Raw genomic sequence first — 26,468 nt, 5'->3', positions numbered from 1 at the left:
CGGTCACGCCGATGTCCCCCGTCCGTAACCCGCGTAGATCTACGCTGAGGTGGAACAAACGCAAGCGGAGGGAGCGCACATGGCTACCGGGAACCCCGAGGGCAAGAAGCAGCCGCCGGAGGAGCAGCGCCTGGGACCGGTCCTCCGACGGCGGGACCAGGTCACGGCGAGCACCACGGACCAGCGGCTGCTGGACGCGGGCGGTCCGTCGGACTGGGTCCACACGGACCCCTGGCGCGTCCTGCGCATCCAGTCGGAGTTCATCGAGGGCTTCGGCACGCTGGCCGAACTGCCGCCCGCGATCAGTGTGTTCGGCTCGGCGCGGACGCCGGTGGACTCCACCGAGTACGAGGCGGGGGTGCGGCTCGGCCGCGGCCTGGTGGAGGCCGGCTTCGCGGTGATCACGGGCGGTGGCCCGGGGGCGATGGAGGCGGCGAACAAGGGCGCCTGCGAGGCGAAGGGCATCTCGGTCGGGCTCGGCATCGAGCTCCCCTTCGAGCAGGGCCTCAACCCCTACGTCGACATCGGCCTGAACTTCCGCTACTTCTTCGTCCGCAAGATGATGTTCGTGAAGTACGCGCAGGGCTTCGTGGTCCTGCCCGGCGGCCTCGGCACCCTGGACGAGCTCTTCGAGGCCCTGACGCTGGTCCAGACCCAGAAGGTCACCCGCTTCCCCATCGTCCTCTTCGGCACGGAGTACTGGGGCGGCCTGATCGACTGGCTCCGCAACACCCTGGTGGCCCAGGGCAAGGCCTCGGAAAAGGACCTGCTCCTCTTCCACGTCACGGACGACGTGGACGAGGCGGTGGCCCTGGTCTCGAAGGAAGCGGGCCGCTAGCGCGGGGCCCCGGCGGGGGGGGGAGGGCCTACGCCAGCCCCCGCCGGGCGACCGCCGGAGGGCGATGGCCGGCGATGGACGCCACCATGTCCACCACCTGCCGTGTCTCCGCGACCTCGTGCACCCGGTACACCTGCGCCCCCAGCCACGCCGACACCGCCGTCGTGGCCAGGGTCCCCACCACCCGCTCCTTCACCGGCCGGTCCAGCGTCTCTCCCACGAAGTCCTTGTTGGACAGGGACACCAGCACCGGCCACCCCGTCGCGACCATCTCCGACAGCCGCCGCGTCGCCTCCAGACTGTGCCGCGTGTTCTTCCCGAAGTCATGCCCGGGATCGATCATCACCGACTCCCGGGGAACCCCCAGCGCCACGGCCCGCTCCGCCAGCCCCACGGTCACCCGGAGAATGTCCGCCATGACGTCGTCGTACGTCACCCGATGCGGCCGCGTACGCGGCTGGGCCCCGCCCGCGTGCGTACACACCAGACCCACCCGATACCGCGCCGCCACCTCCGCGAGCCGGGGATCCACCCCGCCCCACGCGTCGTTCAGCACATCCGCCCCGGCCTCGCAGACCGCCTCGCCGACATCGGCCCGCCAGGTGTCCACCGAGATGACGACGTCGGGAAACCGCCGCCGCACCTCCGCCACGAACCCCACGGTCCGTCGCGCCTCCTCGGCCGCTGACACCTCTTCCCCGGGCCCGGCCTTGACCCCACCGATGTCGATGATGGCGGCCCCCTCCGCCACGGCCTGCTCCACGCGCGCGAGGGCCGGTTCGTCCTGGAACGTGGCCCCCTGGTCGTAGAAGGAGTCCGGGGTCCGGTTCACGATCGCCATGATCACCGGCTCGTGCGTGTCGAACTCACGCCTGCCCAGCCTGAGCATCCCCTGTGAACCTCTCCCGTACGTCCTGATCATCGGCCGCCTGCGACCCTAACCGTCAGAGTCGCATGGCACGATCGGACCCTGACACAATCGCACCGACCGTGGGGACCTCAGCGATGGTTATGTTCTTGTTCCTGGTCGTCGCGCTCGCCGTCGTGGTCGCCGCGGTGACCCTCGCGGTGGTGGGCGGCGGCGAGGGCGGCGGCCCGCTGCCGGAGGCCGCGCCCGAGCGCCTCCAGGACCCGCTCCCGCTCGACCGTCCGGTGAGCCGCGCCGACGTCGACGGCCTCCGCTTCCCCCTCGCCGCCCGCGGCTACCGCATGGCGGATGTCGACGACGCCCTCACCCGCCTCGGCGCGGAGCTCGCCGAGCGCGACGCCCGTATCGCCGACCTGGAGTCCGCCCTGGCCGGTGCCCGGGCGGGAGCCCACGTCTCCATGGAGAAGCGCGCCGAGGAGGACCAGTGACCGACGGCACGGCCCTCGCGGGTCCGGACGGCGTCCTGCGCTGTCCCTGGGCCCTGTCCACGCCGGACTACGTGACGTACCACGACGAGGAGTGGGGCCGCGCGGTCCACGGCGACGACGCCCTGTTCGAACGCCTCTCCCTGGAGGCGTTCCAGTCCGGCCTGTCCTGGATCACGATCCTGCGCCGCCGCCCCGGCTTCCGCGCCGCCTTCGCCGAGTTCAGGATCGAGAAGGTCGCCGCCTTCACGGACGAGGACCGTGAGCGCCTGCTCGCCGAGCCGGGCATCATCCGCAACAGGGCCAAGATCGACGCCACCCTCGCCAACGCGCGCGTGCTGGCCGACTGGGCCCCGGGCGACCTGGACGACCTGATCTGGTCCCACGCCCCCGAGCCGGGCCCGGCCCCGAAGTCCCTCGCGGACGTCCCGGCGGTCACTGCCGAGTCGACGGCCCTGTCGAAGGCCCTGAAGAAGAAGGGCCTCCGATTCGTGGGCCCGACGACGGCGTACGCGCTGATGCAGGCCTGCGGCCTGGTGGACGACCACCTCGCGACCTGCGGGGCCAGAAACCGGTCCTAGCGGCTCCTCGAAGCCCCTACCGCCCCAGGTACTTCGGCTTCTCCTTGTTCACGAAGGCCTGCACGGCGATGGCGTGGTCCTCGGACGCCCCCGCCCGGGTCTGGAGCTCGTCCTCCTTCTCCAGGGTCTCGGCCAGCGAGTGGGAGAAGCCGAAGGCCACCGCCTCCTTGATCGCCGCGTACGCCACCGTCGGCCCCTCGGCCAGGGCCCGGGCCACCTTCTCGGCCTCGTCCCGCAGCTCGGCGCTCGGCACGACCCGGTTGGCGATGCCCAGCTCGTACGCCTCCTGAGCCTTGACGCTGCGGGGGAAGAGCAGCAGGTCGGCGGCCCGCCCGGGGCCGACCACGCGAGGCAGCGTCCAGGAGATGCCCGAGTCCGCGGTCAGCGCCACCCCGGCGAAGGACGTGTTGAAGGCGGCCGAGTCGGCCACGACCCGGTAGTCCGCGGCGAGGGCGAAGCCGAACCCCGCGCCCGCCGCGACTCCGTTCACCCCGGCCACGACCGGCTTGGCCATCTCCGTCAGCGCCCGGGCGATCGGGTTGTAGTGCTCACGCACCGTGCTCATCACCTGTCCGGACCCCTCGGCCAGCAGTCCGATGTGCTCCTTGAGGTCCTGCCCCACGCAGAACGCCCGGTCACCGGCCGCGGTGAGCAGCACGGCCCGTACCGAGGAATCCGCGCCCGCCGCCGTCACGGCCTCCCGCAGCGCGACCTTCGTCTCGATGTTCAGCGCGTTCATCGCCTCGGGGCGGTTGAGCGTGATCGTCGCGAGCCCGTCGCTCACCTCGTAGAGCACGGTGTCGGCCATGGCGTATCCCCTCCGGTGTCGCGGTTGACGTCCGCGGCCGCTGTCCGGCCGCCGCCTGAGGAACAGCATGGCGGAGATCGCCGGGAGCGCTCGTGTGACCTGCGTCTAAGAAATCGGGCCCGTTTCCGTTCGGCGGACATGCGAGCGGCGGCGCAGTATCGCAGTCACATCGCCGAATTGAGTGGTTTTGCTCGCGCGCGTTGCCCAAGCGATGCCGACCGATGTTGGTCATCGGGTCCTGCGATGCGGGATAATGGCTTGGAAGCAATGTGTTCGATGCCGGTGTCGCGTGTCCTTCCGGGACCGCGCATGCCCTCCATGGGGCCGTCGGCTTTGACTATGAGCTGGTTTCAGGAAGGGGAACGAGCATGGCGGCCATGAAGCCGCGGACGGGCGACGGCCCGCTCGAGGTGACCAAGGAGGGGCGGGGCATCGTCATGCGCGTTCCGCTCGAAGGCGGCGGTCGGCTCGTCGTCGAGCTGACCCCTGACGAGGCCGACGCGCTCGGCGACGCCCTCAAGAAGGTCGTCGGCTGACGCGCAAGCGACCATACCCTTTCAGCTGCCCCGGCATCCCATGAGGTGCCGGGGCGGCTGTTTTCCCGGGTGTGTGCCCTAATGGCTCAGCGCTTGACCGCGCACAGCAGCCCGTCGCCCACCGGCAGCAGCGACGGCACCAGGTCCTGGCTCTCGCGCACCGCGCGCAGCAGCTCGCGCAGCCGCAGCACCTCGGTCGGCTGCGGGCCCGAGTCGACCGTACGGCCGTTCGCGAAGACGCCCTCGAAGACCACCAGGCCACCCGGACGCAGCAGGCGCAACGATTCAGCGAGGTAGTCGAGGAACTCGAGCCGGTCGCCGTCGCAGAAGACGAGGTCGTAGCCGACGTCCGCGAGCCGGGGCAGGACCTCCAGCGCCCGGCCGGGGATGAACCGGGCCCGGTTGCTGGCGAAGCCCGAGGCGCGGAAGGCCTGCCGGGCGAACTGCTGGTGCTCCGGCTCGGGGTCCACGGTGGTCAGGACGCCGTCCGGGCGCATGCCGTGCAGGAGGTGGATGCCGGAGACACCGGTGCCGGTACCGATCTCCGCGACCGCCTTCGCGTCCACGGTGGCGGCGAGCATCCGCAGCGCGGCGCCCGTGCCGGGGGACACCGAGCGCAGGCCCGCCTCACGGGCCCGGTCCCGGGCCCAGCGCAGGACGTCGTCCTCGGCGACGTAGGCGTCGGCGAACGCCCAGCTCGTCTGCCGGTTGCCGGTAATGACCCTCTCCTGTCCCCGTGGTTGCCTGGGCGTGACTGTATCCGTTGCGCCCGGGAACCCGCAGATGGGACCAGGCGTTTAGAAGGGTGGGAGACGCGAGGGGGGACACGGTTGGATCACGACGGCGGGCCGGAGGACGAGCACATGCTGACGCAGTCGCATGAGCCGTATCAGCCCAGATCAAATTCTCGTAAAACCGCTTATCCGGAGCTAACGGGCGAGGTGGCTATGGTAGGGGCTCCACTGGACACCACCAGAGCCGACAGGGGAGGTGCGGCTGCGCCTGTGGATCGGGGAGGAGTGCTGAGGCGCTTTCTCGGATCGGCGGGCAGGCCGAAATCCGTGAACGACACCGCTGCTGACCACCACGCCGACGACTACGCCCAGACCGCGACCTTCTCCACCGACGCGGACGGGCAGGCGTGGACTCCGCCCACGTGGGAGGAGATCGTCAGCACGCACAGCGGCCGCGTCTACCGCCTCGCGTATCGCCTCACCGGCAACCAGCACGACGCCGAGGACCTCACCCAGGAGGTCTTCGTCCGCGTCTTCCGCTCGTTGTCCACCTACACGCCGGGCACCTTCGAGGGCTGGCTGCACCGCATCACCACCAACCTCTTCCTGGACATGGTCCGGCGCAAGCAGCGCATCCGCTTCGACGCCCTCGGCGAGGACGCGGCCGAGCGCCTGCCCAGCCGCGAGCCGTCCCCGCAGCAGGTCTTCAACGACGCGCACTTCGACGCCGACGTCCAGCAGGCCCTCGACACCCTCGCGCCCGAGTTCCGGGCCGCGGTCGTCCTGTGCGACATCGAGGGCCTGTCCTACGAGGAGATCGCCGCGACCCTCGGCGTCAAGCTCGGCACCGTCCGGTCCCGGATCCACCGCGGCCGCTCGCAGCTGCGCAAGGCCCTCGCGCACCGCTCCCCGGAGGCCCGGGCCGAGCGCCGGTCCTTCGTCCCACGGGTGCCCGCCCTGGGGGGAGGGGGCGCGACCGCGTGACTGGATCCCGACCCGAACCCGCCGAGCGACGCCTCGCGGAGCAGCATCTTGGGGACCGACTCTCCGCCCTGGTGGACGGAGAGCTCGGTCATGACACGCGCGAGCGGGTCCTCGCCCACCTGGCCACCTGCGCCAAGTGCAAGGCGGAGGCCGACGCCCAGCGCAGGCTGAAGAACGTCTTCGCGGAAGCGGCCCCGCCGCCTCCCTCCGAGAGCTTCCTGGCCCGCCTCCAGGGGCTGCCGGGAGGCGACCCCGGCAGCGGCTCGGCGCTGGGCGGGGGCCCGTTCGGCGGGCTCTCCGACCAGCCCGCCGCCGGCGCCTTCGGAGTGAAGCGGGGCGAGCGCTTCGAGTTCGGTTACGTCCCCGCCCGCCCGCACACCTCCGCGCTCACCGGCTCCCCGGCCGGCGGCGGCTTCCGTGTGCACCCCGTGGGCCGCACCGACGCCGACCGGCCCTCCTCGCGGGGGCTGCGGTTCGCCTTCGTCGCCGCCGGAGCGGTGTCGCTGGCGGCCATCGCGCTCGGCGGCGTCACCACCGGTGTGCCGACCGAGACCGACGCGCGCGGCTCGGGCGCGGGCAGCAAAGTGACGCCGACGCGCACTCAGGGCACGGGTGCCGCGACAGCCCCCGAGAACCAGCGCCGTCGTGGCGTCGGGCCCCTGCTCGTCCAGGGCCAGGGCCAGCGGGCGCTCGGTGACACCCCGGCCGCCGCGACCTCGGTGTCCGCGCCGCTGCTGCCCGGAGTGCCCGCGTCGGGCGCCGGTCGGCTCCAGGAGTCGGCCACGCCGGTCGTGGCGGGAGCGACCGTCACGTCACCGCTCATACGTCCGCTCAGCGCGACCCCGCCGCTCACCCTGACCTCCTGGCACACCGCCCCGGAGGTGGCCACTCCGGGCCTGCTCGCCGCACCCGTCCCCGACCCGACCGCGTCCCCGTCCGCCTCCGCCACCTCGTTCACCACCGGCCGCTGACCGGGCCTCTGCGCGGCGGCCCACGAACCTGGTTGAATCCAGGGTGGGCCGCGCCCACGGCAGAAGCCGGGTGCGGCGGCGGAGTTCGAGGAGCCGTGGCCACCGCCGATGAGTCGTGCCGCGGCCGGCTGTGGGGAGAGCATGGACGAGGGGAAGCCCACGAAGGCGAAATGGTGGAGCCGTCCTCGGCTCCAGGGGCCTTCGGGCCGGACGGACGGGGCGACGACGGAGGCGCCGCCGCCCGGACCCACCCCGGCCCCGAACGCCGACGGTGACTTCGAGCTGGAGCGGCCCCTCGCGGACGGCGCCGCCACCGAGGGCGACTACGAGCTGAGCCGACCGACGGACCAGAGGGCACCGAAGGCCCCGGCCGACTCCGGTGCAGGGGACGCGCTCGCGGTTGCCGAGGTCCCGCCGGTTGCCGACTCCGGCGCCGCGCCCGCCGTGGACACCGTTACGTCCGCCGCCGCCGAGGAGGCCGCGGCGCCCCCCGAGCGCCCGCGCCCGCTGCACGACCCCGACCCCTACAGCACCCCGCCCTACGGCGAGCCAGGCCCCTGGGCCCCCGCCCCTCCGGTACAGCACCCGGCGACGACCCCGGCCCACGGCACAGCCCTACCGGCGCCTGCCCCGGCACCAAACCCGGCCCCGGTGCCTGCGTCCGCGCCGCCCTCAGGAACCGCCCCGGCGCACACCCCGCCACCTGGGACCGCGCCCGCCCCCACCCACGGCCCCCTGCAAGCGGCTGCCCCCGCCCCCTGGCAGAACTACGACCCCTGGGCCCCGGGCCCCCTCGCCGGTCCCCTCCAGCAGAACGGGGCCGTCGTGCCCAGTGAGGGGCAGCGGCGCAAGCGGGCCAAGAAGCTGCTGCTCGTCGGGGTGCTGCTGCTCGCGGTCGTCTCCGGTGGCGTCGGAGGCGTCGTAGGGACGTATCTGGAGCGGAACGGCGGGGTGGGGGACGTGGAGCTGCCGCAGGCCGCCGCCGAGCCCGCCGGGCGGGCTCCGGACAGCGTCGCCGGGATCGCCGCGCGGGCGCTGCCCAGCGTGGTGACCCTGCATGTCTCCGGCGGCGGGGAGCAGGGCACCGGCACCGGCTTCGTGCTGGACGACCGGGGCCACATCCTGACCAACAACCATGTCGTGGAGCCCGCCGGATCCGGCGGCGAGATCTCCGTGACCTTCCACAGCGGCGACACCGCCAAGGCCACCGTCGTCGGACGGGACAGCGGCTACGACCTCGCCGTGGTGAAGGTGAAGGGCGTCAGCGGGCTGACCCCGATGACGCTCGGCAACTCCGACAACGTCCAGGTCGGCGACCCCGTCGTCGCCATCGGCGCCCCCTTCGACCTGGCCGGCACCGTCACCTCCGGCATCATCAGCGCCAAGGAACGGCCCATCACGGCCGGCGGCGAGAGCGGGGACGCCAGCGATGTGTCCTACGTCGACGCCCTCCAGACCGACGCACCCATCAACCCCGGCAACTCCGGCGGGCCCCTGCTGGACGCCAAGGCCCGGGTCATCGGCATCAACTCCGCGATCCGCTCCGCCGACAGCGGCTCCGAGCCGGACGGCGGACAGGCCGGTTCCATAGGACTCGGGTTCGCCATCCCGATCAACCAGGGCAAGCGGGTGGCAGAGGAGCTGATCAACACCGGCAAGGCGACCCATCCGGTCATCGGCGTCACCCTCGACATGGACTACTCCGGCGACGGCGCGCGGGTCGGCACGAAGGGCAGCGAGGGCGGCTCGCCGGTCACCTCGGGCGGTCCCGGCGACAAGGCCGGTATCGAGCCCGGGGACGTCATCACCGCGATCGACGGCCAGCGGGTGCACTCCGGCGAGGAGCTGATCGTCAAGACCCGCGCCCACCGCCCCGGCGACCGGCTGGAGCTGACCCTGCGGCGGGACGGCGAGGAGCTCACCCTCTCGCTGGTCCTCGGTTCCTCGGCCGGCGACTGACAGAAACCTCACAGGTGCGGGCGCGTACCGCCTCCCACAAGGCAAACAACCGGAAAACCCTCGATCCGCGCACACTCGGAACCGGCGGGACAGTACCGGTCGTACGGGAACGGCAGGTACCGTGGACCCGGCCCGGATCGCAAGGAGCTTCAGGTGTTCAATGACATAGGACCGCTCGAGCTGGTGACGCTCATCGTCCTCGCCGTGCTCGTCTTCGGTCCGGACAAGCTCCCGAAGGTCATCCAGGACGTGACGCGGACGATCCGTAAGATCCGCGAGTTCTCGGAGAGCGCCAAGCAGGACATCCGGCAGGAACTCGGCCCGGAGTTCAAGGACTTCGAGTTCGAGGACCTCAACCCCAAGACGTTCATCCGCAAGCAGCTGGACAACGACGAACTGGGGCTCAAGGAGATCCGCAACGGCTTCGACCTGAAGAAGGAGATGGCCGAGGTCACCGACGCCGTCCACGGCCGCGACTCCGACTCCTCCTCTTCCTCGGGCGACCGCGTCGACATGACGAAGAAGCCCGACGAGCGTCCGCCCTACGACGCGGACGCCACCTGAGCCGTACGCGAGACACGCGACGCACGCGTGCGGACGTGACGCGTTTCATAGCCTTCACAGGCGCCCGAGCGGCCTGAACGCGTCGCTCGGGCGCCTCGTGCGCCGGGCGCTTTCCCGGCTGCTCTCAGCGGTGTGGATATGCTGCCGTGTTGTTGTGCGGACCGTACGCCAAAAAGCGAGGCCGCCCGAAGGGGGGCGGGCCGCCCCGGTCCGCCGAGAGCGAGGAGGCGTCCGGGCACATGGAGACGACGAGTCAGGCGGTCGCGCAGGCGCCGGCCGCGGAGGGCGGACAACAGGTCCCCTCCGCCCGGCGTACGGTCGACGGCTACCTGCTGGCGCCCTTCCCTTGGTACGGCCTCGACGAGGCGTTCACGGGACCGCGCTGGCTGATGCAGGTCGGTACGGCGGCCGACGGGGCCGTCGAGCACGGGTCGATCGGACACGGCGACGAGCCTTCGGTGCGCAACGAAGCCACGGAGGACCGGGAGAAGTTCGCGGTCGTGGTGACCGTCGCGGCCAGTCCGTCCCGCCGCAGCGCCGACGGCACGGGGCTGCTGGAGGCCACGTCCGTCTCCTCGGCGGCCTGGCTTGCGGGGGTGGGGCTGCTGTCCTTCACCTGGCCCGGGCAGATGGACCACTCGCTGCGGGACGACTGGCTGGAGCAGCAGACGGAGACCGCGTGGGCGCTGGCCGACGACCTGGAAGGGGCCGAGTGGTCGACGCTGTCCCTGCCCGTCGACGGGGTGCCCACGCCCTTCCACTACCGGGAGTCCGAGTTCGGCTGGGTGCTCGCCGGGTCCACGCAGGAAGGCGTGCACGTGGGGGCGTACGGCAGAGGGATGAGCGCCTACGGTCTCGGCTTCGCCATGATCAAGGACATCGCCGAGTACGCGTGATCGCCGCGTACGCATGACAAAGGGGCGCCGCACGGAAGCGGCGCCCCCCACGCCTTGATCGCGTTCTTCGGAGCGGGACTAGAACTTGTTCTTCGGAGTGATTCCCAAGGACAGTCCCGAAAGGCCTCGCTGCCGACCGCCCAGCTTGCCGGCGATCGCGCGCAGCGCGCTGCCGGCCGGGCTGTCCGGGTCCGTCAGGACCACCGGCTTGCCCTCGTCGCCGCCCTCGCGGAGACGGACGTCGATCGGGATGTTGCCGAGGACGGGGACCGTCGCGCCGGTGGTGCGGGTCAGGCCGTCCGCGACCAGCTGGCCGCCGCCCGTGCCGAAGACGTCGACCATCTCGCCGCAGTGCGGGCAGGGCAGGCCCGACATGTTCTCGACCACGCCGACGATCTTCTGGTGGGTCTGCACGGCGATGGAACCGGCCCGCTCGGCCACCTCGGCGGCCGCCTGCTGCGGAGTCGTCACGACCAGGATCTCGGCGTTCGGCACCAGCTGGGCGACCGAGATCGCGATGTCACCGGTGCCGGGCGGCAGGTCCAGGAGCAGGACGTCCAGGTCACCCCAGTACACGTCCGCCAGGAACTGCTGGAGCGCGCGGTGCAGCATCGGGCCGCGCCACACCACGGGTGCGTTGCCCGGCGTGAACATGCCGATGGAGATCACCTTCACGCCGTTCGCGGACGGCGGCATGATCATGTTCTCGACCTGGGTCGGACGGCCGTCGGCGCCCAGCATGCGGGGCACGGAGTGGCCGTAGATGTCGGCGTCCACGACACCGACCTTCAGACCGTCCGCGGCCATCGCCGCCGCCAGGTTGACCGTCACCGACGACTTGCCCACGCCGCCCTTGCCGGAGGCGACCGCGTACACGCGGGTCAGCGAGCCCGGCTTGGCGAAGGGGACCTCGCGCTCGGTCTGGCCGCCGCGCAGCGCGGTCGCCAGCTCCTTGCGCTGCGCGTCGCTCATGACGTCCAGCGTGACGTCGACCCGGGTGACGCCCTCCACGCGGGAGACCGCCTCCGTGACGCGCTGCGTGATCGTGTCCCGCATCGGGCAGCCGGACACGGTCAGGTACACGGTGACCGCGACCGCTCCGTCCGCGCCGATCTCCACCGACTTGACCATCCCGAGTTCGGTGATGGGGCGGTTGATTTCGGGGTCGTTCACCGTCGACAGTGCTTCGCGCACCGCGTCTTCCGTAGCCATAAGGACGATGGTACGGCGATTCCGGGGGCCTTCGGGATGCCCGTCAGCGGTCGTCTGCGTCACGTCCGGTGGACCGTTCTGCCGGGAATACGACATGGCCGTCCGCGCGGTGGCCGTCCAGTTCCTTGAGCACGTCCTGGAGCTCGGAGCGGATCCAGTCGCGGGTGGCGACCTCGCCGAGGCCGATCCGCAGGGCGGCGATCTCCCGGGTCAGGTACTCGGTGTCCGCGATCGACCGCTCGTTCTGCTTGCGGTCCTGCTCCAGGTTGACGCGGTCGCGGTCGTCCTGCCGGTTCTGGGCGAGCAGGATCAGCGGGGCCGCGTAGGAGGCCTGGAGCGAGAGCATCAGGGTCAGGAAGATGAACGGGTACTCGTCGAACTTCAGGTCCTTCGGCGCGAACACGTTCCACAGCACCCAGACGATGATGACGACCGTCATCCAGACGATGAACCGCCCGGTGCCGAGGAAGCGCGCGATCCGCTCCGAGAGCCGTCCGAAGGCCTCCGGGTCCCATTCGGGCAGGATCCGCCGGCGCGGCGGCCGCGGCTGGTCCAGCCGGGCGCGCGGCCGGGTGGCGGCCGTCGCCCCGGACACCGCGCGCTCGCGTCCGCCCTCCCGCTCAGGAGCCATGCGCCGCCCCCTCGCCCGCGGTCTCGTCCTCGTCGAGGTGGAACTCCGTCTCCCGCCAGTCCTCGGGCAGCATGTGGTCCAGTACGTCGTCCACGGTGACCGCGCCCAGCAGCGACCCGGACTCGTCGACGACGGGCGCCGCGACCATGTCGTACGTGGCGAAGAACCCGGCGACCACCGGCAGCGCGGCGTCCGGGTCGAGGGCCTGGAGGTCGTCGTCGATGATCGCGCTGACCAGCGTGTACGGCGGATCGCGCAGCAGACGCTGGAAGTGGACCGTGCCGAGGTACTTGCCGGTGGGTGTCTCGTCGGGCGGGCGGCAGACGTAGACCTGGGCGGCGAGCGCGGGGGAGAGGTCGGGGTTGCGGACCCGGGCCAGGGCGTCGGCGACGGTGGCGTCGGGCCGCAGCACGATCGGCTCGGTGGTCATCAGACCGCCGGCGGTGTGTTCCTCGTACGCCATCAGCCGCCGCATGTCGGCCGCGTCGTCCGGCTCCATCAGGCTCAGCAGCCGCTCCTGGTCGTCCTCGGGCAGCTCGGAGAGCAGGTCGGCCGCGTCGTCGGGGTCCATGGCCTCCAGGACGTCGGCGGCCCGTTCCTCCTTCAGCTTGCCGAGGATCTCGATCTGGTCGTCCTCGGGCAGTTCCTCGAGCACGTCGGCGAGGCGGTCGTCGTCGAGGGCGGCGGCGACCTCGGCGCGCCGCTTGGGGGAGAGGTGGTGCAGCACGTTGGCGAGGTCGGCGGGGCGCAACTGCTCGAAGGTGGCGAGCAGGCTCTCGGCGCCCTGGCCCTTCTCCTCCAGCGAGAACCCGGTGACGGCGGACCACTCGACGGTCAGCGACTCGCCCCGGGCGCGCCGGAGCGGCCCGCTCTTGCCGCCCTTGCGGACGAACACCCGGTCGATCTCCCAGTCCCGCCGGGCCGGCAGCTGCTGCACCGACAGATCCAGGACGGTGACCTCCTCGCCGGTCTCGACGAGCGTGACCCGGCGGTCCAGCAGCTCGCCGAAGACCAGCCGCTCGGTGGGCCGTTGCTCGAAGCGGCGGACGTTGAGCACGCCGGTGGTGATGACCTGGCCCGACTCGATGCTGGTCACCCGGGTCATCGGCAGGAAGATGCGGCGCCGGGTGGCGAGTTCGACGACCAGACCGAGCAGGCGTGGGGGACGGCGGCCCACCCGCAGCATGACGACCAGGTCGCGGACCCGCCCCACCTGGTCGCCGTTCGGGTCGAAGGCGGCGACGCCGGACAGGTGCGAGACGAAAACCCGGGGCGTGCCCCCTGCCATGACCGCACCTCCTTGTCCGCCTTAGCCTGTTCTGTCCCGCTCGGATGGGCTTCAGGCTAGCCCGTCCGGATCCGATACGCCCTGGTGAGCGGTCCGGACGGACTGACTCCGCCGCGCTCTCCGGACCCCGGTACGCTGCCGTACGCCGGTCAGGACCCCCGTCAGAAAGGCAGCGCCACCTGTGACTGCGAGCACCCGCAGGGCTGTGCTGATGAGCGCGCTGTGCGCCCTGGTCGTGACGGGCCTGACGGGATGCAGCAGCGAGGATCCCGACGCGGGGACGAACGGGGTCGGCAAGCTGTCCGCCGACCAGATCCAGCGCAAGACGCTCACCGCCGCCGGGGCCGCCGACGCCGTGCACCTCGCGGGGAACGTCGTCACCAGTGGCCGCACCTACAAGCTCGACATGCGGCTGAAGGCCGACGGCGGCATGGGATCGGTCACCGCCGAGGGGGCGACCTTCCGGCTGCTGCGGATCGACGAGCAGCTGTTCCTGATGGCGGACGCGGACTTCTGGAGCGACGGGGACGCGGACGCGGCGGCGGCAGCCAAACTCAACGGCAAGTACGTGAAGGTGCCCGCGGGGGATCCCTCGTACAAGAAGTTCAGCGGGTTCACGGACATGGACGTGCTCCTCGACGGGCTGCTGACCCTGCACGGCAAGGTCGAGACCGACGGACGTCATGAACAGTCCGGCGTCCGCACGGTCCGCATCACCGGCGACCAGGGCTCCGGCGGCTCGCTCGACGTCTCCCTGGAGGGCACGCCGTACCCCCTGCGCCTGGTCCGCGGCGGCGGCGCCGGCACCCTGACCTTCTCCTCCTGGGGCGAGAACTTCACCCTGGAGGAGCCGAAGAAGGACGAGACGGTCGACTACGGCAAGCAGCTGCCGACGTCCTAGGCGTTCTTCTTCCGCCCGCGCCCCTTGAACAGCAGCTTCGGCAGACCCGCGGGGATCGGGCGGCGGGTGGTCGCCGGGGACGGCAGCGGCGCCGCGGACAGGTCGGCGTCCGGCAGCGGAGCGGTGGACCCCGTCGGCTCCAGGCGCAGCACCCGGCACTCGCGGCCCCAGCGCTCCGGCATGGCCTCGCCGTCGGGCGCGTTGAGCCGCTTGCCCTTGAGCTCCGCGACCGTCGCCTGCCACTGCTCGGACCCCGAGGCCAGCTCCACGACCTTCGCCGACCACGAGACCAGCCGGCCGCCTTTGTCCTTGCTGCGGACGGTGACCTCGGCCGCGCCGCCGTCGGAGAGCCCCGGCAGCGGCTGTTCGCCGGGCCCGTCGCCGACGACACAGGCCGCGCCGTCGTGCCACACGTGCCACAGCGCCCGGGCGGGGACCGAGGGCCCCTTGACCCAGATCAGCCCGGACTTCTTCGTGGCCTCCTCGACGAGGGCCTGATCGAGCAGCTCACTTGTCATGAGCCCAGCCTAGCCAGCGCCGCTAGAGCCGCCCCTAGAGCCAGCCGTTGCGCTTGAGCGTGCGGTGGATGCCCAGACAGATCGCCACCGTCACCCCGAGCACCAGCGGATAGCCGTACTTCCAGTGCGTCTCGGGCATGTGGTCGAAGTTCATGCCGTACACACCACAGACCATCGTCGGTACGGCGATGATCGCGGCCCACGAGGTGATCTTCCGCATGTCCTCGTTCTGCGCCACGGACGCCTGCGCGAGGTTGGCCTGGAGGATCGAGTTGAGGAGCTCGTCGAAGCCGACGACCTGCTCCTGGACGCGGGCCAGGTGGTCGGCGACGTCCCGGAAGTACTTCTGGATGTCCGGGTCGATCAGCCGCATCGGCCGCTCGCTCAGCAGCTGCATCGGCCGCAGCAGCGGCGACACCGCCCGCTTGAACTCCAGGATCTCGCGCTTGAGTTGGTAGATCCGGCCGGCGTCCGTACCGCGCGGGCTGCCCTTGCGGCCCGGCGAGAAGACGTCCGTCTCCACGTCGTCGATGTCGTCCTGGAGCGCGTCGGCGACGGCGATGTAGCCGTCCACGACATGGTCGGCGATGGCGTGCAGCACCGCCGAGGGGCCCTTGGCGAGCAGCTCCGGGTCGTCCTGCAGCCGGTGCCTGAGCGCCCGCAACGAGCCCTGCCCGCCGTGCCGGACGGTGATGAAGAAGTCCCGGCCGGTGAAGCACATGACCTCGCCGGTCTCCACCACCTCGCTGGTGGCGGTGAGTTCGTCGTGCTCGACGTAGTGGACCGTCTTGAACACGGTGAACAGCGAGTCGTCGTAGCGCTCCAGCTTGGGCCGCTGGTGGGCCTGGACGGCGTCCTCGACGGCCAGCGGGTGCAGCCCGAACTCGGCGGCGATACCGGCGAATTCGGCCTCGGTCGGCTCGTGCAGGCCGATCCAGACGAACCCTCCGTCGCGCCGCACATGGCGCATCGCCTCGTGCGGGCTGAGCTGCCGTCCGCTCTCGACGCGCGCGCCGTCGCGGTAGACGGCGCAGTCGACGACGGCGGAGGGCGTCGCGGGGTCACGGGTGGTGTCGTACGGGCCGCTGCTGTCCAGGTGGATCCCCTTGCGCAGCGAGGTACGGGTCGGGCGGACCGCGGCACGCAGGTCACGGATCATCGACATGGCAGGCTCCTTCGCGAGCAGGCAACGAAAGGCCGCTGCGACGGGTGGAACTACCCGGAATGGGGACGTCCAGGCCTTTGATGTTTGGCACGTCCACAAAGCGGGGAGCACCGCACCGTCGCGGTGGCGAGCTTCGCTGCTGGTTCAGCTACTGCTGCTGACTGACAGATCAGGCGAAACGAAACGAAGGCTCTTCCACGGTGAAAGGCAGGCGAGAGGTGGCAGCCGGCTAGAAGCAGAGCAGCTACGTCAGCGGCGGGAAGAGCGGGTGCTACTGCACGGGCGACTTCGATCCATTGCAGCCCCACCTCCTCCGGCCGGTCCCCCGTAGGGGAGTGTCGTCGGCGTCGGGGCCTGACCGCTACGCTTCTGCGTGCTGCCCCGAACCACCGGGCAAGAGTATCAGCCGACTGAAGTGTCAAGGCGCTGCTTTGCCCGGTACTGACGAGTTCTATGCTCGCCGCATGGCTGATGTTCTTCCTCTGGTCGAGGCCCGGTTGCGCTCCGCGCTGGGCGAACCGGACGCCCGCGCCGCGGTCACCTTCCTCGGCACGGACCGCGTCGAGGTACTGCGTTTCCACGAGGACGACATCGTCCGCTACGCCACCCTCGGCATGTCCGCGCACCCCATGACCGACCCCACCGCCATGGTCGCCGATCCCGTCAAGGGCCCTCGCGCCGAGCTGGTCATCTCGGTCCGCGCGGGCCTCGCCGACACCGACAAGGTGCTCCGCGCCCTCGCGGTACTGGCCGCGTCCCCGCAGGTCGAGGGCGTCGTCGTGGCCCCCGGCGCCTCGCTCGACGTGGGTGAACCCCTGTGGCCCGGGGCGCCGTTCACCTCGGTCCTGGTCGCCGAGCCCGGCGGTCTGGTCGAGGATCTGGAACTGGACGAGCCCATAAACCCCGTCCACTTCCTGCCGCTGCTCCCCATGACGCCGAACGAGGCCGCCTGGAAGCGCGTGCACGGCGCCCAGGCGCTCCAGGAGCGCTGGCTGACCCACGGGACGGACCTCCGGGATCCGTCCCGCGCGTCGGTCTCCCTGGCGTGAGCAACGTCACCAATCAGCCACCGCCACAGGTCAGTTGGCAAAGACGGCGACACCGTCCTCGATCGCGTGCCGCGGCTCCGGCTCCTCGGCCTCGCTCGTGAGCGCCTTGCGCCGTACGACGACCACGCCCGCACCCAGGACGGCGGTGACCGCCGCCACCACGAACGGCATGTGGACGTCGGTCCACTCCTCGATCTTCGGCGCGAAGTAGGGCGCCGCGGCGGCGGCGAACCAGCGCACGAAGTTGTAGCCCGCGCTCGCCACCGGGCGCGGGGCGTCCGACACGCCGAGCGCCAGCTCCGTGTAGACGGTGTTGTTCACCCCGATGAAGGCGCCGGACAGGATCGTGCAGACGACGGCGGTGGTGTGGTCTCCGTAGCCGAGGACGAGGACGTCGGCCGCGACCAGCACCAGCGAGCCGCCGAGCACCTTCAGCGAACCGAACCGCTTCTGCAGCCGCGGTGCCACGAGCACCGAGAAGACGGCGAGCAGCACACCCCAGGCGAAGAACACCGCTCCCGACTTGTACGGGGTCATGTCCAGCACGAACGGGGTGAAGGCCAGCACGGTGAAGAACGTGTAGTTGTAGAAGAACGACGAGACCGCGGCGGAGGCCAGGCCGCCGTGGCCGAGTGCCTTGACCGGGTCGAGCAGTGAGGTCTTCCGGGCCGGCTTGGGCTGCTCCTTCAGGAACGCCGTGATGCACAGGAAGCCGACCGCCATCAGGAAGGCCGTGCCGAAGAACGGGTAGCGCCAGCTGGCGTCGCCGAGCAGGGCGCCCAGCAGCGGGCCGCAGGCCATGCCGAGGCCGAGCGCGGACTCGTAGAGCAGGATCGCCGCCTCGCTGCCGCCCGCCGCCGCGCCGACGATGACGGCGAGGGCGGTGGAGACGAAGAGCGCGTTGCCGAGGCCCCAGCCCGCGCGGAAGCCGACCAGTTCGGCGACCGAGTCCGAGGTGCCCGCCAGGCCCGCGAAGACCACCACGAGGGCGAGGCCGAGCAGCAGTGTCCTGCGGCCGCCGATCCGGCTGGAGACGAAGCCGGTGACCAGCATCGCCACGGCCGTGATCAGGAAGTACGAGGTGAACAGCAGGGAGACCTGGCTCGCCGAGGCGTCCAGGCCCCGGGCGATCGACGGCAGGATCGGGTCGACGAGGCCGATGCCCATGAAGGCGACGACGGACGCCCCGGCCGTCGCCCACACGGCCCTGGGCTGCCGCAGGAGACCGCCGGTTCCCGCGTTGAAGGGGTCCATGGTGACTCCAATCCCGGAGATTCCCCGGGTCGAGATGGTTGGTGTTTACACATGATAAGTTAGCTCGGCTAATTAATGTAAACTACATCTAGTTTGGCGTCGGTCCGGCGGTTCCGTCCGGACGGGTGATCGTCCTTGACGTGGCGGAGAAGGGGTAGGACCGTGGAGCCCTATGAGGGGCGAACCCAGTTGCCCGAAGTGTGGTGGCCGGGTCAGGGCTCCCGGACTCTTCGCCGATTCCTGGCAGTGCGATGTGCACGGCACTGTGCATCCGCTGCAGCCCGTGATCCCGCCCAGCGTCGAGGCCCTCAGCGTCGTCGTGCATCGCACGCAGGTTCCGGTGTGGATGCCGTGGCCGCTGCCGGTCGGCTGGCTGTTCACGGGGGTCGCGTGCGCGGGGGACGACCGCAGCGGGGGCCGCGCGACGGCGGTCGCCTGCACCGGTCCCGGCCCGCTCGGCGGGATGGGCGAGCTGATCCTGGTGGCCGAGGAACTGGGCGTCGGGCTCGGCGCGCGGTACGCGGGGATCGACGGGCCGGATCCGGGTCCGTACATGAACGTCGAGAAGCCGCCCCAGGCGAAGGTGCTCGCGGCGGGCCGGCCGACTCCGCTCTGGCATGTCACCGGCTCGCCCGACGACCGGGCCGTGTTCGCCGGTGAGGCGCGAGGGCTGTGGCTGTGGGCCGTGGTGTGGCCCGAGCAGACGGGCCTGCTGATGTACGACGAACTGGTGCTGACGGATCTGCGCGACGCGGGGGCGGAAGTGGATCTGGTGCCGTGCGGTGCCTTGTCGCCGCGCTTGCTCGAGCCGTAGAAGCCCTGGCGGGTGGGGGCGCGCGGCGTCGGGCGGGGGCGGGCTCGTCGTGGCTGCTCGCGCAGTTCCCCGCGCCCCTGCCGGAGTCTCACACGGCGAGTTCGTAAGAACCGAAACCCCATGACGGGTGTGACAGGACCCCTTCCTTTTGACGCTATCCTTGGCGTGTCCGCTTTCCGTCCGTCCCCGTTGGAGTCCGCGCGTGCGTATCGATCTGCACACCCACTCCACCGCTTCCGACGGCACGGACACGCCCGCCGAGCTGGTGCGCAATGCCGCCGCTGCCGGGCTCGACGTCGTGGCGCTCACCGATCACGACACCACCCGTGGGTACGCCGAGGCCGTCGCCGCGCTCCCCGAGGGGCTGACGCTGGTCACCGGGGCCGAACTGTCCTGTCGTGTCGACGGGATCAGCATGCACATGCTGGCCTACCTCTTCGACCCCGAGGAGCCGGCGCTGCTCGCCGAGCGCGAGCTCGTGCGGGACGACCGGGTGCCGCGGGCCAAGGGCATGATCGCCAAGCTGAACGCGCTGGGCGTGCCGGTGACCTGGGAGCAGGTCTCGCGGATCGCCGGTGACGGCTCCGTCGGACGGCCGCACGTCGCCTCCGCGCTGGTCGAGCTGGGGGTCGTCCCGACCGTGGGCGACGCCTTCACCCAGGACTGGCTGGCCGACGGCGGGCGGGCCTACATGGAGAAGCACGAGACGGATCCGTTCGAGGCGATCCGGCTGATCAAGGGCGCCGGCGGAGTCGCCGTGTTCGCGCACCCGGCGGCCGCCAAGCGGGGCCGTACCGTGCCCGAGTCGGCCATCGCCGAGCTCGCCGCGGCCGGACTCGACGGCATCGAGGTCGACCACATGGACCACGACCCGGACACCCGGGCCCGGCTGCGCGGCCTCGGCAAGGAACTCGGGCTGCTGACCACCGGCTCCAGCGACTACCACGGCAGCCGCAAGACCTGTGTCCTCGGCGAGTACACCACCGACCCCGAGGTGTACGGCGAGATCACGCGCCGCGCGACCGGTGCCTTCCCCGTCCCGGGGACCGGCGGAGCCTGAGCCCTCACCCTCGCGCTCACCCGTACGTTTCTCAGCAAGGCCCTTCACTGATGTTCGACGTTGCCGTCTTCGGCTCTCTCTTTCTGACCCTTTTTGTCATCATGGATCCCCCTGGGATCACCCCGATCTTCCTGGCGCTCACCTCCGGCCGGCCCGCCAAGGTGCAGCGGCGGATGGCGTTCCAGGCCGTCTGTGTGGCCGGCGGTGTGATCACCGTCTTCGGGCTGCTCGGGCACCAGATCCTGAACTACCTGCACGTGTCCGTGCCCGCGCTGATGATCGCGGGTGGGCTGCTGCTCCTGCTCATCGCGCTCGACCTGCTCACCGGCAAGACGGATGAGCCGAAGCAGACCAAGGACGTCAACGTCGCCCTCGTACCGCTGGGCATGCCGCTGCTCGCCGGACCGGGTGCGATCGTGTCCGTCATCCTGGCCGTGCAGAAGGCCGACAGCGTGACCACGCAGGTCTCGGTGTGGACGGCGATCCTCGCCATCCATGTCGTGCTGTGGCTGGTCATGCGGTACTCGCTGCTGATCATCCGGGTCATCAAGGACGGCGGCGTGGTGCTGGTGACCCGGCTCGCGGGCATGATGCTCTCCGCGATCGCCGTGCAGCAGATCATCAACGGCGTCACGCAGGTGATCCAGGCGAGCTGACCGCCGCCGCGGACACGCGCAGGGCCCCGTACGGCGTTTCCGTACGGGGCCCTGAAGCTTGGTGGGTGGGATCCGGGTTACGAGGCGGAAACCTCGGCCGGGCGGATCCACAGCCGCTGTCCGATCGCCGCGGCCTGCTGAACGATCCGGTTGACGGAGGCGGCGTCCACGACGGTGCTGTCCACGGTCGTGCCGTTGACCTCATCCAGTCGCATGATCTCGAAGCGCATCGCTTCTCCCTTCGTCTGGTTCCTTGGTACGTACGAGTCAACGGTTTGCTTGTTACAAACATTCCCTACGCTAAGGAAATTTTTCGAACGACTAATTACTGACCGGTAAGCGGTGGTCGTGAGACCGAGCGGGACCGGTTGTGTTCGCAGCGTGACCGCCGGGACAATGGAGCTGATGAACGACGACCTCGCGGCGCTCGGCGCCCGTATCGACCGCACCAACGAGTTGCTCCAGCGCATGCTCGCCGAGGTGGCGAAGACACCCTCGACCCATGCGATCTTCGTCGACGCGGGATATCTGTACGCGGCCGCGGGCCGGCTCGTCGCCGGCACCGAGGACCGGCGCGCCTTCGACCTGGACGCGGAGGGACTGATCGAGGCGCTGATCGACCGCGCCCGCACGATCTTCGCGGACAGCAGACTGCTGCGCGTCTACTGGTACGACGGCGCCCGGCGCCGTATCCACACCGCCGAGCAGCAGTCGATCGCCGAGCTGCCGGACGTGAAGGTGCGGCTCGGCAACCTCAACTCCAACAACCAGCAGAAAGGCGTCGACTCGCTGATCCGCACTGACCTCGAGTCGCTCGCCCGGCACCGCGCCATCAGCGACGCGGCGCTCCTCGGCGGCGACGAGGACCTGGTCTCCGCGGTCGAGGCGGCCCAGGGGTACGGCGCCCGGGTCCATCTCTGGGGCATCGAGGCCCCGGAGGGGCGCAACCAGGCCGAGCCGCTGCTCTGGGAGGTCGACAGCCAGCGCACCCTCGACCTCGACTTCTTCAAGCCGTACGTGTCCCGGCGCACCGCCGCCTACGAGGTGCCGGTGGCCCGGCCCACCCGCGAGGACGTGCGGTTCGTCGGCGCCCAGATCGCGGCGAAGTGGCTCGCGGCGAGGGGCCGGGAGTCACTGGTGGAACTGCTGCCGGGGCATCCGTACCTCCCGGGCTCCGTCGACCAGGACCTGCTGGTGGAAGCGGAGGGCCTGCTGCAGTACTCGCTGCGCGGCCAGGCGGATCTGCGGCGGGCGCTGCGGGACGGGTTCTGGGAGCACTTGCAGGCGCAGTACTAATTCCGGTCCCAGAAGTCGGCGAGGGCTTCGGCCGTGGGGCCGGGGCGGTCCGTGTTGGGGGAGTGCTCGGCGCCGGGGACGACCGTGCGGCGCGCGTGCAGCCGTACGGCCATCTCGTCCAGGATGCGCACCGGCCACGTGTCGTCCTGCTCGCCCGACAGGACGTGGAACGGCAGGGGTGCGGCGGCCAGTTCGGCGACGCGGTCCGGCTCGGTGCACAACTGCCGACCGGTCGCTTTGAGTTGGGCGGGTTTGTTGCCCAGCCAGCGGCGGCGCAGGTGGTCGAGTCCGCCGAGTCCGCGTGCCGGGCCGCCGACCTCCTCGGGCGGGCCCATGGCCAGGATCGCGTCCCAGACCTCCGGCATCGTCATCACGGCGAGCGCGTCGCTCAGCAGCTTGACGCGCTGCTGCTGGGGGACGGAGATCTCGGCGGGGCCGGACGCGACGAGGGTGAGGGACCGGAAGGGGGAGGGGTCGAGCAGGACGGCGGCGCGGGCGATCTGACCGCCGAGGGAGTGCCCGACGAGATGGACCGGGGCGCCCAGGGCTTCCGTCTGCGCGAGCACGTCCTTCGCCAACTCCCCTTGAGCGTAGGCCGATTCGTCATCGGCGGGCCCGTCGGACTCGTACTGTCCCCGCCCGTCCACGGCGACCGTACGGTACCCGCGTGCGGCGAGCGGCACATGCAGCAGACCGAAGTCCTCCTTGCTGCCGGTGAACCCGGGCAGCAACACGGCGACACCCCGCCGCGCGACGCCGTCCGGCACGGGACAGTCGACGACGGCGAACTCCCCGCGCGCGGTACGCAGAGAGTAGGCGCGGGCGCCGGGGGGCGGGGTGAGCGGGGCGGGGGCGGGGGTGGTCACGGGGGTGAGGGTAGCGGGGGACGGGGAGAGGAGGGCGACCGGCCGGTGCGCGGTGCGCGGTGCGGGAGGTGGGCGGGGTGGAAGGGGTGCCGGGCGGGGGTGCTGGGCGGGCCTGGAGGGTGGGTTTGGGCCGGGCGGCAGGGGTGGGTGGGGTGAGGAGTCCGGGGTCCGGGCGGTCGTGGGTCGTGGCGCGTGGGGTGGGCGGGGTGGAAGGGGTGCCGGGCGGCAGGGGTGGGTGGGGTGAGGAGTCCGGGGTTCGGGCGGTCGTGGGTCGTGGCGCGTGGGGTGGGCGGGGTGGAAGGGGTGCCGGGCGGCAGGGGTGGGTGGGGTGAGGAGTCCGGGGTCCGGGCGGTTGTGGGTCGTGGCGCGTGGGGTGGGCGGGGTGGAAGGGGTGCCGGGCGGCAGGGGTGGGTGGGGTGAGGAGTCCGGGGTTCGGGGTCCGGGCGGTTGTGGGTCGTGGCGCGTGGGGTGGGGGCCGGGATCCGAGCTGGGCCGGGGCGCGTCGGGCGAGTGGTCCGGCGGGCCGGGCAGGGGTGTCGGGGCAGATCCGACGGGTGGTTGTGGGCCTGCGCGTCGGGGGCGGCTCGTCCTGGAGGCGGGCAGGGTGTTGGGCGGGTCCTGAGACGGCGAACGGCCCGTCCCCCTGTGGGTGGGAACGGGCCGTTCGGTGCGGAGATCAGCTCTCCGTGGGCTCTGCGGCGACCGTGGCCTTGCGGGTGCGGCGCGGCTTGGGCTCCGCCGCCTCCTCGGTGGCTGCCGTCGCCTTCCGGGTCCGGCGGCGCGGGGCCGTCGGCTCGTCCGCGGCCTGGGCCGGGATCTCGGCGGTCGCGGCGGTGGCCGCGGCCTTGCGCGTCCGGCGCGGCTTGGCCACGGCGGCGGCCTCCGTCGACTCCGGCGTCGGCTCCGCCGTCTTGCGCGTCCGGCGCGTCTTCGGCGCGGCCTCGGCGGTGTCGACCGCGGTCTCGGCGGGCGCCGCAGCCTTGCGGGTGCGGCGCGGCTTGGCCTCGGTCGCCTCCGACTCCGGCGCGGCCTCGACGGCCTTGCGCGTCCGGCGGACCTTCGGCTTCGCCTCCGTGCCCTCGGCCGTGTCGACCGCGGCCTCGGCCGCGGCGGTCGCCTTACGGGTCCGCCGGGGCTTGGCCTCGGCGGTCTCCGGCTCCTGGGCCGCCTGGGCCGGGATCTCGGCGGTGGCCGTGGCCTTGCGGGTGCGGCGCGGCTTGGTCTCGGCGGTGTCGACCGCGGTCTCGGCCGGTGCCGTGGCCTTGCGGGTGCGCCGGGGCTTGGCCTCGGTCGCCTCCGCGGTGTCCACCGCGGCCTCGGCGGCCTTGCGGGTCCGGCGACGCGGCGCGGCCTCGACGGCCGCCTCCGTCGACTCCGGCGTCGGCTCGGCGGCCTTGCGGGTGCGGCGCGTCTTCGGCTTGGCCTCTACGGCCTCGGCCGTGTCGACCGCGGCCTCGGCGGCTGCCGTCGCCTTGCGGGCGCGCCGGGGCTTGGTCTCGGCGGTGTCGACGGTGGTCTCCGTCGCCGCCGTGGCCTTGCGGGTGCGGCGCGGCTTGGCCTCGGTCGCCTCCGCGGTGTCCACCGCGGCCTCGGCGGCCGGCTCGGTCGCCTTGCGGGTGCGGCGGCGCGGCTTGGCCTCGGTTTCCGTGGGCTCCGCCGGCGTCTCCACGGCGTGCTCGGCCGCGATCTCCGTCGGCTCGGCCGCCTTAGGCGTACGGCGGCGCGGCCTGGGCTCGGCCTCCGTGGGCTCGGCGAGCGGCGCGGGCGTCTCGGCGACCACCTGCTCGGCCGCGATCTCCGTCGGCTCCGCGGACTTGCGGGTACGGCGGCGGCGTGGCTTGGCCGGGGCCTCCAGGGACTGCGGGGCCGCCTCCGCCGTAGGAGCCGTGCCCTCGGCGGTGTCGACGGCGGCTTCCGCCCACTCCGTCGCCGTGGGAGTCGTCGCGACCGACTCGGGCGCGGCTCCGCCGCGGGTGCGACGGCGGCGGCGCGGGGTGCGGGTCGTGGCGGACTCGTCCGTGGCCGACTCGGTGGTCTCCGCGGCCGGCGCCGTGGTCGCGTCCAGCGCGGCACCGCCACGGGTGCGGCGGCGGCGGCGAGGCGTGCGCGCCGGGCGCTCGCGCTCGGCCGTACGGGACTCGTCGCGGCCGTCGCCACGACCGCCCCGGCCACCGCGACCGCGCGCACCGCGGCCACCGGTCTCGCCGAGGTCCTCCAGCTCCTCCGCGTCCAGACCCGCGCGCGTACGCTCCGAGCGCGGCAGGACACCCTTGGTGCCCGCGGGGATGCTCAGCTCCTCGAAGAGGTGCGGGGAGGTGGAGTACGTCTCCGGCGGATCGCTGAAGTTCAGCTCCAGCGCCTTGTTGATCAGCTGCCAGCGCGGGATGTCGTCCCAGTCGACGAGCGTGATCGCCGTACCCGACGCGCCCGCGCGGCCCGTACGGCCGATGCGGTGCAGGTAGGTCTTCTCGTCCTCGGGGGACTGGTAGTTGATGACGTGCGTCACGCCCTCGACGTCGATGCCGCGGGCGGCGACGTCGGTGCAGACGAGGACGTCCACCTTGCCGTTACGGAAGGCGCGCAGCGCCTGCTCACGGGCGCCCTGGCCCAGGTCGCCGTGGACCGCGCCCGAGGCGAAGCCACGCTGCTTGAGCTGGTCGGCGAGATCGGCCGCGGTGCGCTTCGTACGGCAGAAGACCATGGCCAGTCCCCGGCCGTCGGCCTGCAGTATGCGCGCGACCATCTCGGGCTTGTCCATGTTGTGCGCGCGGTACACGTGCTGCGCGATGTTGGCGACCGTCACGCCCTCGTCGTCCGGCGCGGTGGCGCGGATGTGGGTGGGCTGGGACATGTAGCGGCGCGCGAGACCGATCACCGCGCCGGGCATGGTCGCCGAGAACAGCATGGTCTGGCGGCGGGCCGGAAGCATGGCGATGATCTTCTCGACGTCGGGCAGGAAGCCCAGGTCGAGCATCTCGTCGGCCTCGTCGAGGACGAGCGCCTTGACGTGCTGGAGGTTGAGCTTCTTCTGGCCCGCGAGGTCCAGCAGTCGGCCCGGGGTGCCGACGATGACGTCGACGCCCTTCTTCAGGGCCTCGACCTGAGGCTCGTAGGCCCGGCCGCCGTAGATCGCGAGAACGCGGACGTTCCGCACCTTGCCGGCGGTCAGCAGGTCGTTGGTGACCTGGGTGCACAGCTCGCGGGTGGGGACGACGACGAGCGCCTGCGGGGCGTCGGTCAGGTCCTCGGGCTTGGCGCGGCCGGCCTCTACGTCGGCGGGGACGGTGACGCGCTCCAGGAGCGGGAGACCGAAGCCCAGCGTCTTGCCGGTACCGGTCTTGGCCTGGCCGATGACGTCGGTGCCCGAGAGGGCGACGGGGAGCGTCATCTCCTGGATGGGGAAGGGGTTGACGATGCCGACGGCCTCCAGGGCCTCGGCGGTCTCGGGAAGGATTCCGAGCTCTCGGAAAGTCGTAGTCAGGGTGCTGCCTCTTCTGTGAGCGCGGTGCGAGGCGAGCGCGGGGGTCTTGACGG

At 71.8% G+C, this 26,468-nt stretch carries 27 protein-coding genes; 15 read left to right on the top strand and 12 right to left on the bottom strand.

The window, feature by feature from the left end:
• The first annotated feature begins 79 nt into the window (after positions 1-79).
• Positions 80-838: an LOG family protein gene (locus ACWDRW_RS05115; RefSeq protein ID WP_451720259.1), complete on the top strand. Its 759-nt coding sequence runs from the start codon at positions 80-82 to the stop codon at positions 836-838.
• A gap of 28 nt (positions 839-866) precedes the next feature.
• Here the strand turns inward: ACWDRW_RS05115 and folP are convergent, their stop codons facing one another.
• Positions 867-1,727, bottom strand: a complete 861-nt coding sequence (gene folP, locus ACWDRW_RS05110) for a dihydropteroate synthase (RefSeq protein ID WP_451720256.1) — start codon at positions 1,725-1,727, stop codon at positions 867-869.
• Between the two features lie 122 nt (positions 1,728-1,849).
• On the opposite strand from folP, the gene ACWDRW_RS05105 reads away from it, so the two are divergent.
• Both ACWDRW_RS05105 and ACWDRW_RS05100 read left to right on the top strand, forming a co-directional pair.
• Entirely contained in the window at positions 1,850-2,194 is a 345-nt protein-coding gene (locus ACWDRW_RS05105) for a DivIVA domain-containing protein (protein ID WP_451720379.1), read from the top strand.
• On the top strand, positions 2,191-2,772 hold the full coding sequence (locus ACWDRW_RS05100; RefSeq protein ID WP_451720253.1) for a DNA-3-methyladenine glycosylase I: 582 nt from the start codon (positions 2,191-2,193) through the stop codon (positions 2,770-2,772). The genes ACWDRW_RS05105 and ACWDRW_RS05100 overlap by 4 nt, the downstream gene beginning before the upstream one ends.
• Positions 2,773-2,788: 16 nt before the next feature.
• Here the strand turns inward: ACWDRW_RS05100 and chcB are convergent, their stop codons facing one another.
• The gene (chcB, locus tag ACWDRW_RS05095) at positions 2,789-3,580 is read right to left on the bottom strand and encodes a 2-cyclohexenylcarbonyl CoA isomerase (RefSeq protein WP_451720250.1); all 792 of its coding nucleotides are present in this window, start codon (positions 3,578-3,580) and stop codon (positions 2,789-2,791) included.
• Between the two features lie 368 nt (positions 3,581-3,948).
• Here chcB and ACWDRW_RS05090 point away from each other — a divergent pair, with 368 nt between their 5' ends.
• On the top strand, positions 3,949-4,116 hold the full coding sequence (locus ACWDRW_RS05090) for a DUF3117 domain-containing protein (protein WP_003966491.1): 168 nt from the start codon (positions 3,949-3,951) through the stop codon (positions 4,114-4,116).
• Positions 4,117-4,202: 86 nt separating this feature from the next.
• Here ACWDRW_RS05090 and ACWDRW_RS05085 read toward each other — a convergent pair whose 3' ends face one another.
• A complete protein-coding gene (locus tag ACWDRW_RS05085; RefSeq protein ID WP_451720376.1) occupies positions 4,203-4,901 on the bottom strand; it encodes an O-methyltransferase in 699 nt (232 codons plus the stop codon).
• A gap of 162 nt (positions 4,902-5,063) precedes the next feature.
• On the opposite strand from ACWDRW_RS05085, the gene sigE reads away from it, so the two are divergent.
• The 5 genes from sigE to ACWDRW_RS05060 all read left to right on the top strand — a co-directional run bounded on the left by sigE (position 5,064) and on the right by ACWDRW_RS05060 (position 10,224).
• Positions 5,064-5,834: an RNA polymerase sigma factor SigE gene (sigE, locus tag ACWDRW_RS05080; RefSeq protein ID WP_451720247.1), complete on the top strand. Its 771-nt coding sequence runs from the start codon at positions 5,064-5,066 to the stop codon at positions 5,832-5,834.
• Entirely contained in the window at positions 5,831-6,805 is a 975-nt protein-coding gene (locus tag ACWDRW_RS05075; protein ID WP_451720245.1) for a zf-HC2 domain-containing protein, read from the top strand. The genes sigE and ACWDRW_RS05075 overlap by 4 nt, the downstream gene beginning before the upstream one ends.
• 141 nt (positions 6,806-6,946) lie before the next feature.
• Positions 6,947-8,764, top strand: a complete 1,818-nt coding sequence (locus ACWDRW_RS05070) for a trypsin-like peptidase domain-containing protein (RefSeq protein WP_451720243.1) — start codon at positions 6,947-6,949, stop codon at positions 8,762-8,764.
• A gap of 153 nt (positions 8,765-8,917) precedes the next feature.
• Positions 8,918-9,328: a sec-independent translocase gene (locus ACWDRW_RS05065; RefSeq protein WP_451720240.1), complete on the top strand. Its 411-nt coding sequence runs from the start codon at positions 8,918-8,920 to the stop codon at positions 9,326-9,328.
• Positions 9,329-9,567: 239 nt separating this feature from the next.
• Positions 9,568-10,224, top strand: coding sequence for a hypothetical protein (locus tag ACWDRW_RS05060; RefSeq protein WP_451720238.1), 657 nt, complete (start codon positions 9,568-9,570; stop codon positions 10,222-10,224).
• 78 nt (positions 10,225-10,302) lie between these two features.
• On the opposite strand, the gene ACWDRW_RS05055 is transcribed toward ACWDRW_RS05060, so the two are convergent.
• From ACWDRW_RS05055 to ACWDRW_RS05045, 3 genes are read right to left on the bottom strand one after another with little or no spacing between them, the layout of a single operon-like run.
• On the bottom strand, positions 10,303-11,436 hold the full coding sequence (locus ACWDRW_RS05055; protein WP_451720235.1) for an Mrp/NBP35 family ATP-binding protein: 1,134 nt from the start codon (positions 11,434-11,436) through the stop codon (positions 10,303-10,305).
• A gap of 43 nt (positions 11,437-11,479) precedes the next feature.
• Complete coding sequence (locus ACWDRW_RS05050; protein ID WP_451720232.1) at positions 11,480-12,067, bottom strand: DUF1003 domain-containing protein; 588 nt, start codon at positions 12,065-12,067, stop codon at positions 11,480-11,482.
• Complete coding sequence (locus ACWDRW_RS05045; RefSeq protein ID WP_451720229.1) at positions 12,057-13,355, bottom strand: magnesium transporter MgtE N-terminal domain-containing protein; 1,299 nt, start codon at positions 13,353-13,355, stop codon at positions 12,057-12,059. Before ACWDRW_RS05045 ends, ACWDRW_RS05050 begins: the two co-directional genes overlap by 11 nt.
• A 211-nt stretch (positions 13,356-13,566) precedes the next feature.
• Between ACWDRW_RS05045 and ACWDRW_RS05040 the strand changes: the two genes are divergently transcribed.
• Positions 13,567-14,256 (top strand): hypothetical protein, encoded by a 690-nt coding sequence (locus ACWDRW_RS05040; RefSeq protein ID WP_451720374.1) that lies wholly within the window; start codon positions 13,567-13,569, stop codon positions 14,254-14,256.
• On the opposite strand, the gene ACWDRW_RS05035 is transcribed toward ACWDRW_RS05040, so the two are convergent.
• Both ACWDRW_RS05035 and ACWDRW_RS05030 read right to left on the bottom strand, forming a co-directional pair.
• The gene (locus ACWDRW_RS05035; protein ID WP_451720227.1) at positions 14,253-14,774 is read right to left on the bottom strand and encodes a hypothetical protein; all 522 of its coding nucleotides are present in this window, start codon (positions 14,772-14,774) and stop codon (positions 14,253-14,255) included. The two genes, ACWDRW_RS05040 and ACWDRW_RS05035, sit on opposite strands and share 4 nt — an antisense overlap.
• 34 nt (positions 14,775-14,808) lie before the next feature.
• Positions 14,809-15,939, bottom strand: coding sequence for a magnesium and cobalt transport protein CorA (locus ACWDRW_RS05030; RefSeq protein WP_451720224.1), 1,131 nt, complete (start codon positions 15,937-15,939; stop codon positions 14,809-14,811).
• 464 nt (positions 15,940-16,403) lie between these two features.
• Between ACWDRW_RS05030 and ACWDRW_RS05025 the strand changes: the two genes are divergently transcribed.
• The gene (locus tag ACWDRW_RS05025; protein ID WP_451720221.1) at positions 16,404-16,988 is read left to right on the top strand and encodes a suppressor of fused domain protein; all 585 of its coding nucleotides are present in this window, start codon (positions 16,404-16,406) and stop codon (positions 16,986-16,988) included.
• A 30-nt stretch (positions 16,989-17,018) separates the two neighbouring features.
• Here ACWDRW_RS05025 and ACWDRW_RS05020 read toward each other — a convergent pair whose 3' ends face one another.
• Complete coding sequence (locus tag ACWDRW_RS05020) at positions 17,019-18,242, bottom strand: MFS transporter (RefSeq protein WP_451720218.1); 1,224 nt, start codon at positions 18,240-18,242, stop codon at positions 17,019-17,021.
• Between the two features lie 172 nt (positions 18,243-18,414).
• Here ACWDRW_RS05020 and ACWDRW_RS05015 point away from each other — a divergent pair, with 172 nt between their 5' ends.
• The 3 genes from ACWDRW_RS05015 (at position 18,415) to ACWDRW_RS05005 (ending at position 20,772) form a co-directional block, all read left to right on the top strand.
• Positions 18,415-19,056: a DUF6758 family protein gene (locus tag ACWDRW_RS05015; RefSeq protein ID WP_451720215.1), complete on the top strand. Its 642-nt coding sequence runs from the start codon at positions 18,415-18,417 to the stop codon at positions 19,054-19,056.
• 202 nt (positions 19,057-19,258) lie between these two features.
• Complete coding sequence (locus ACWDRW_RS05010) at positions 19,259-20,116, top strand: PHP domain-containing protein (RefSeq protein ID WP_451720212.1); 858 nt, start codon at positions 19,259-19,261, stop codon at positions 20,114-20,116.
• Positions 20,117-20,166: 50 nt separating this feature from the next.
• Positions 20,167-20,772 (top strand): MarC family protein, encoded by a 606-nt coding sequence (locus ACWDRW_RS05005; protein WP_451720209.1) that lies wholly within the window; start codon positions 20,167-20,169, stop codon positions 20,770-20,772.
• Positions 20,773-20,849: 77 nt separating this feature from the next.
• On the opposite strand, the gene ACWDRW_RS05000 is transcribed toward ACWDRW_RS05005, so the two are convergent.
• Positions 20,850-21,002, bottom strand: coding sequence for a hypothetical protein (locus ACWDRW_RS05000; protein WP_015658004.1), 153 nt, complete (start codon positions 21,000-21,002; stop codon positions 20,850-20,852).
• 175 nt (positions 21,003-21,177) lie between these two features.
• On the opposite strand from ACWDRW_RS05000, the gene ACWDRW_RS04995 reads away from it, so the two are divergent.
• Complete coding sequence (locus ACWDRW_RS04995; RefSeq protein WP_451720206.1) at positions 21,178-22,068, top strand: NYN domain-containing protein; 891 nt, start codon at positions 21,178-21,180, stop codon at positions 22,066-22,068.
• Here ACWDRW_RS04995 and ACWDRW_RS04990 read toward each other — a convergent pair.
• Both ACWDRW_RS04990 and ACWDRW_RS04985 read right to left on the bottom strand, forming a co-directional pair.
• The gene (locus tag ACWDRW_RS04990; protein ID WP_451720203.1) at positions 22,065-22,934 is read right to left on the bottom strand and encodes an alpha/beta fold hydrolase; all 870 of its coding nucleotides are present in this window, start codon (positions 22,932-22,934) and stop codon (positions 22,065-22,067) included. The genes ACWDRW_RS04995 and ACWDRW_RS04990 overlap by 4 nt on opposite strands.
• A gap of 676 nt (positions 22,935-23,610) precedes the next feature.
• On the bottom strand, positions 23,611-26,322 hold the full coding sequence (locus tag ACWDRW_RS04985) for a DEAD/DEAH box helicase (protein ID WP_451720200.1): 2,712 nt from the start codon (positions 26,320-26,322) through the stop codon (positions 23,611-23,613).
• Between the last annotated feature and the right edge of the window lie 146 nt (positions 26,323-26,468).

Source organism: Streptomyces sp. NPDC003635 (genome assembly GCF_053587635.1).
The sequence above is the reverse complement of the archived record's forward strand: the minus strand, read 5'-3'. Positions and strand labels throughout refer to the sequence as shown.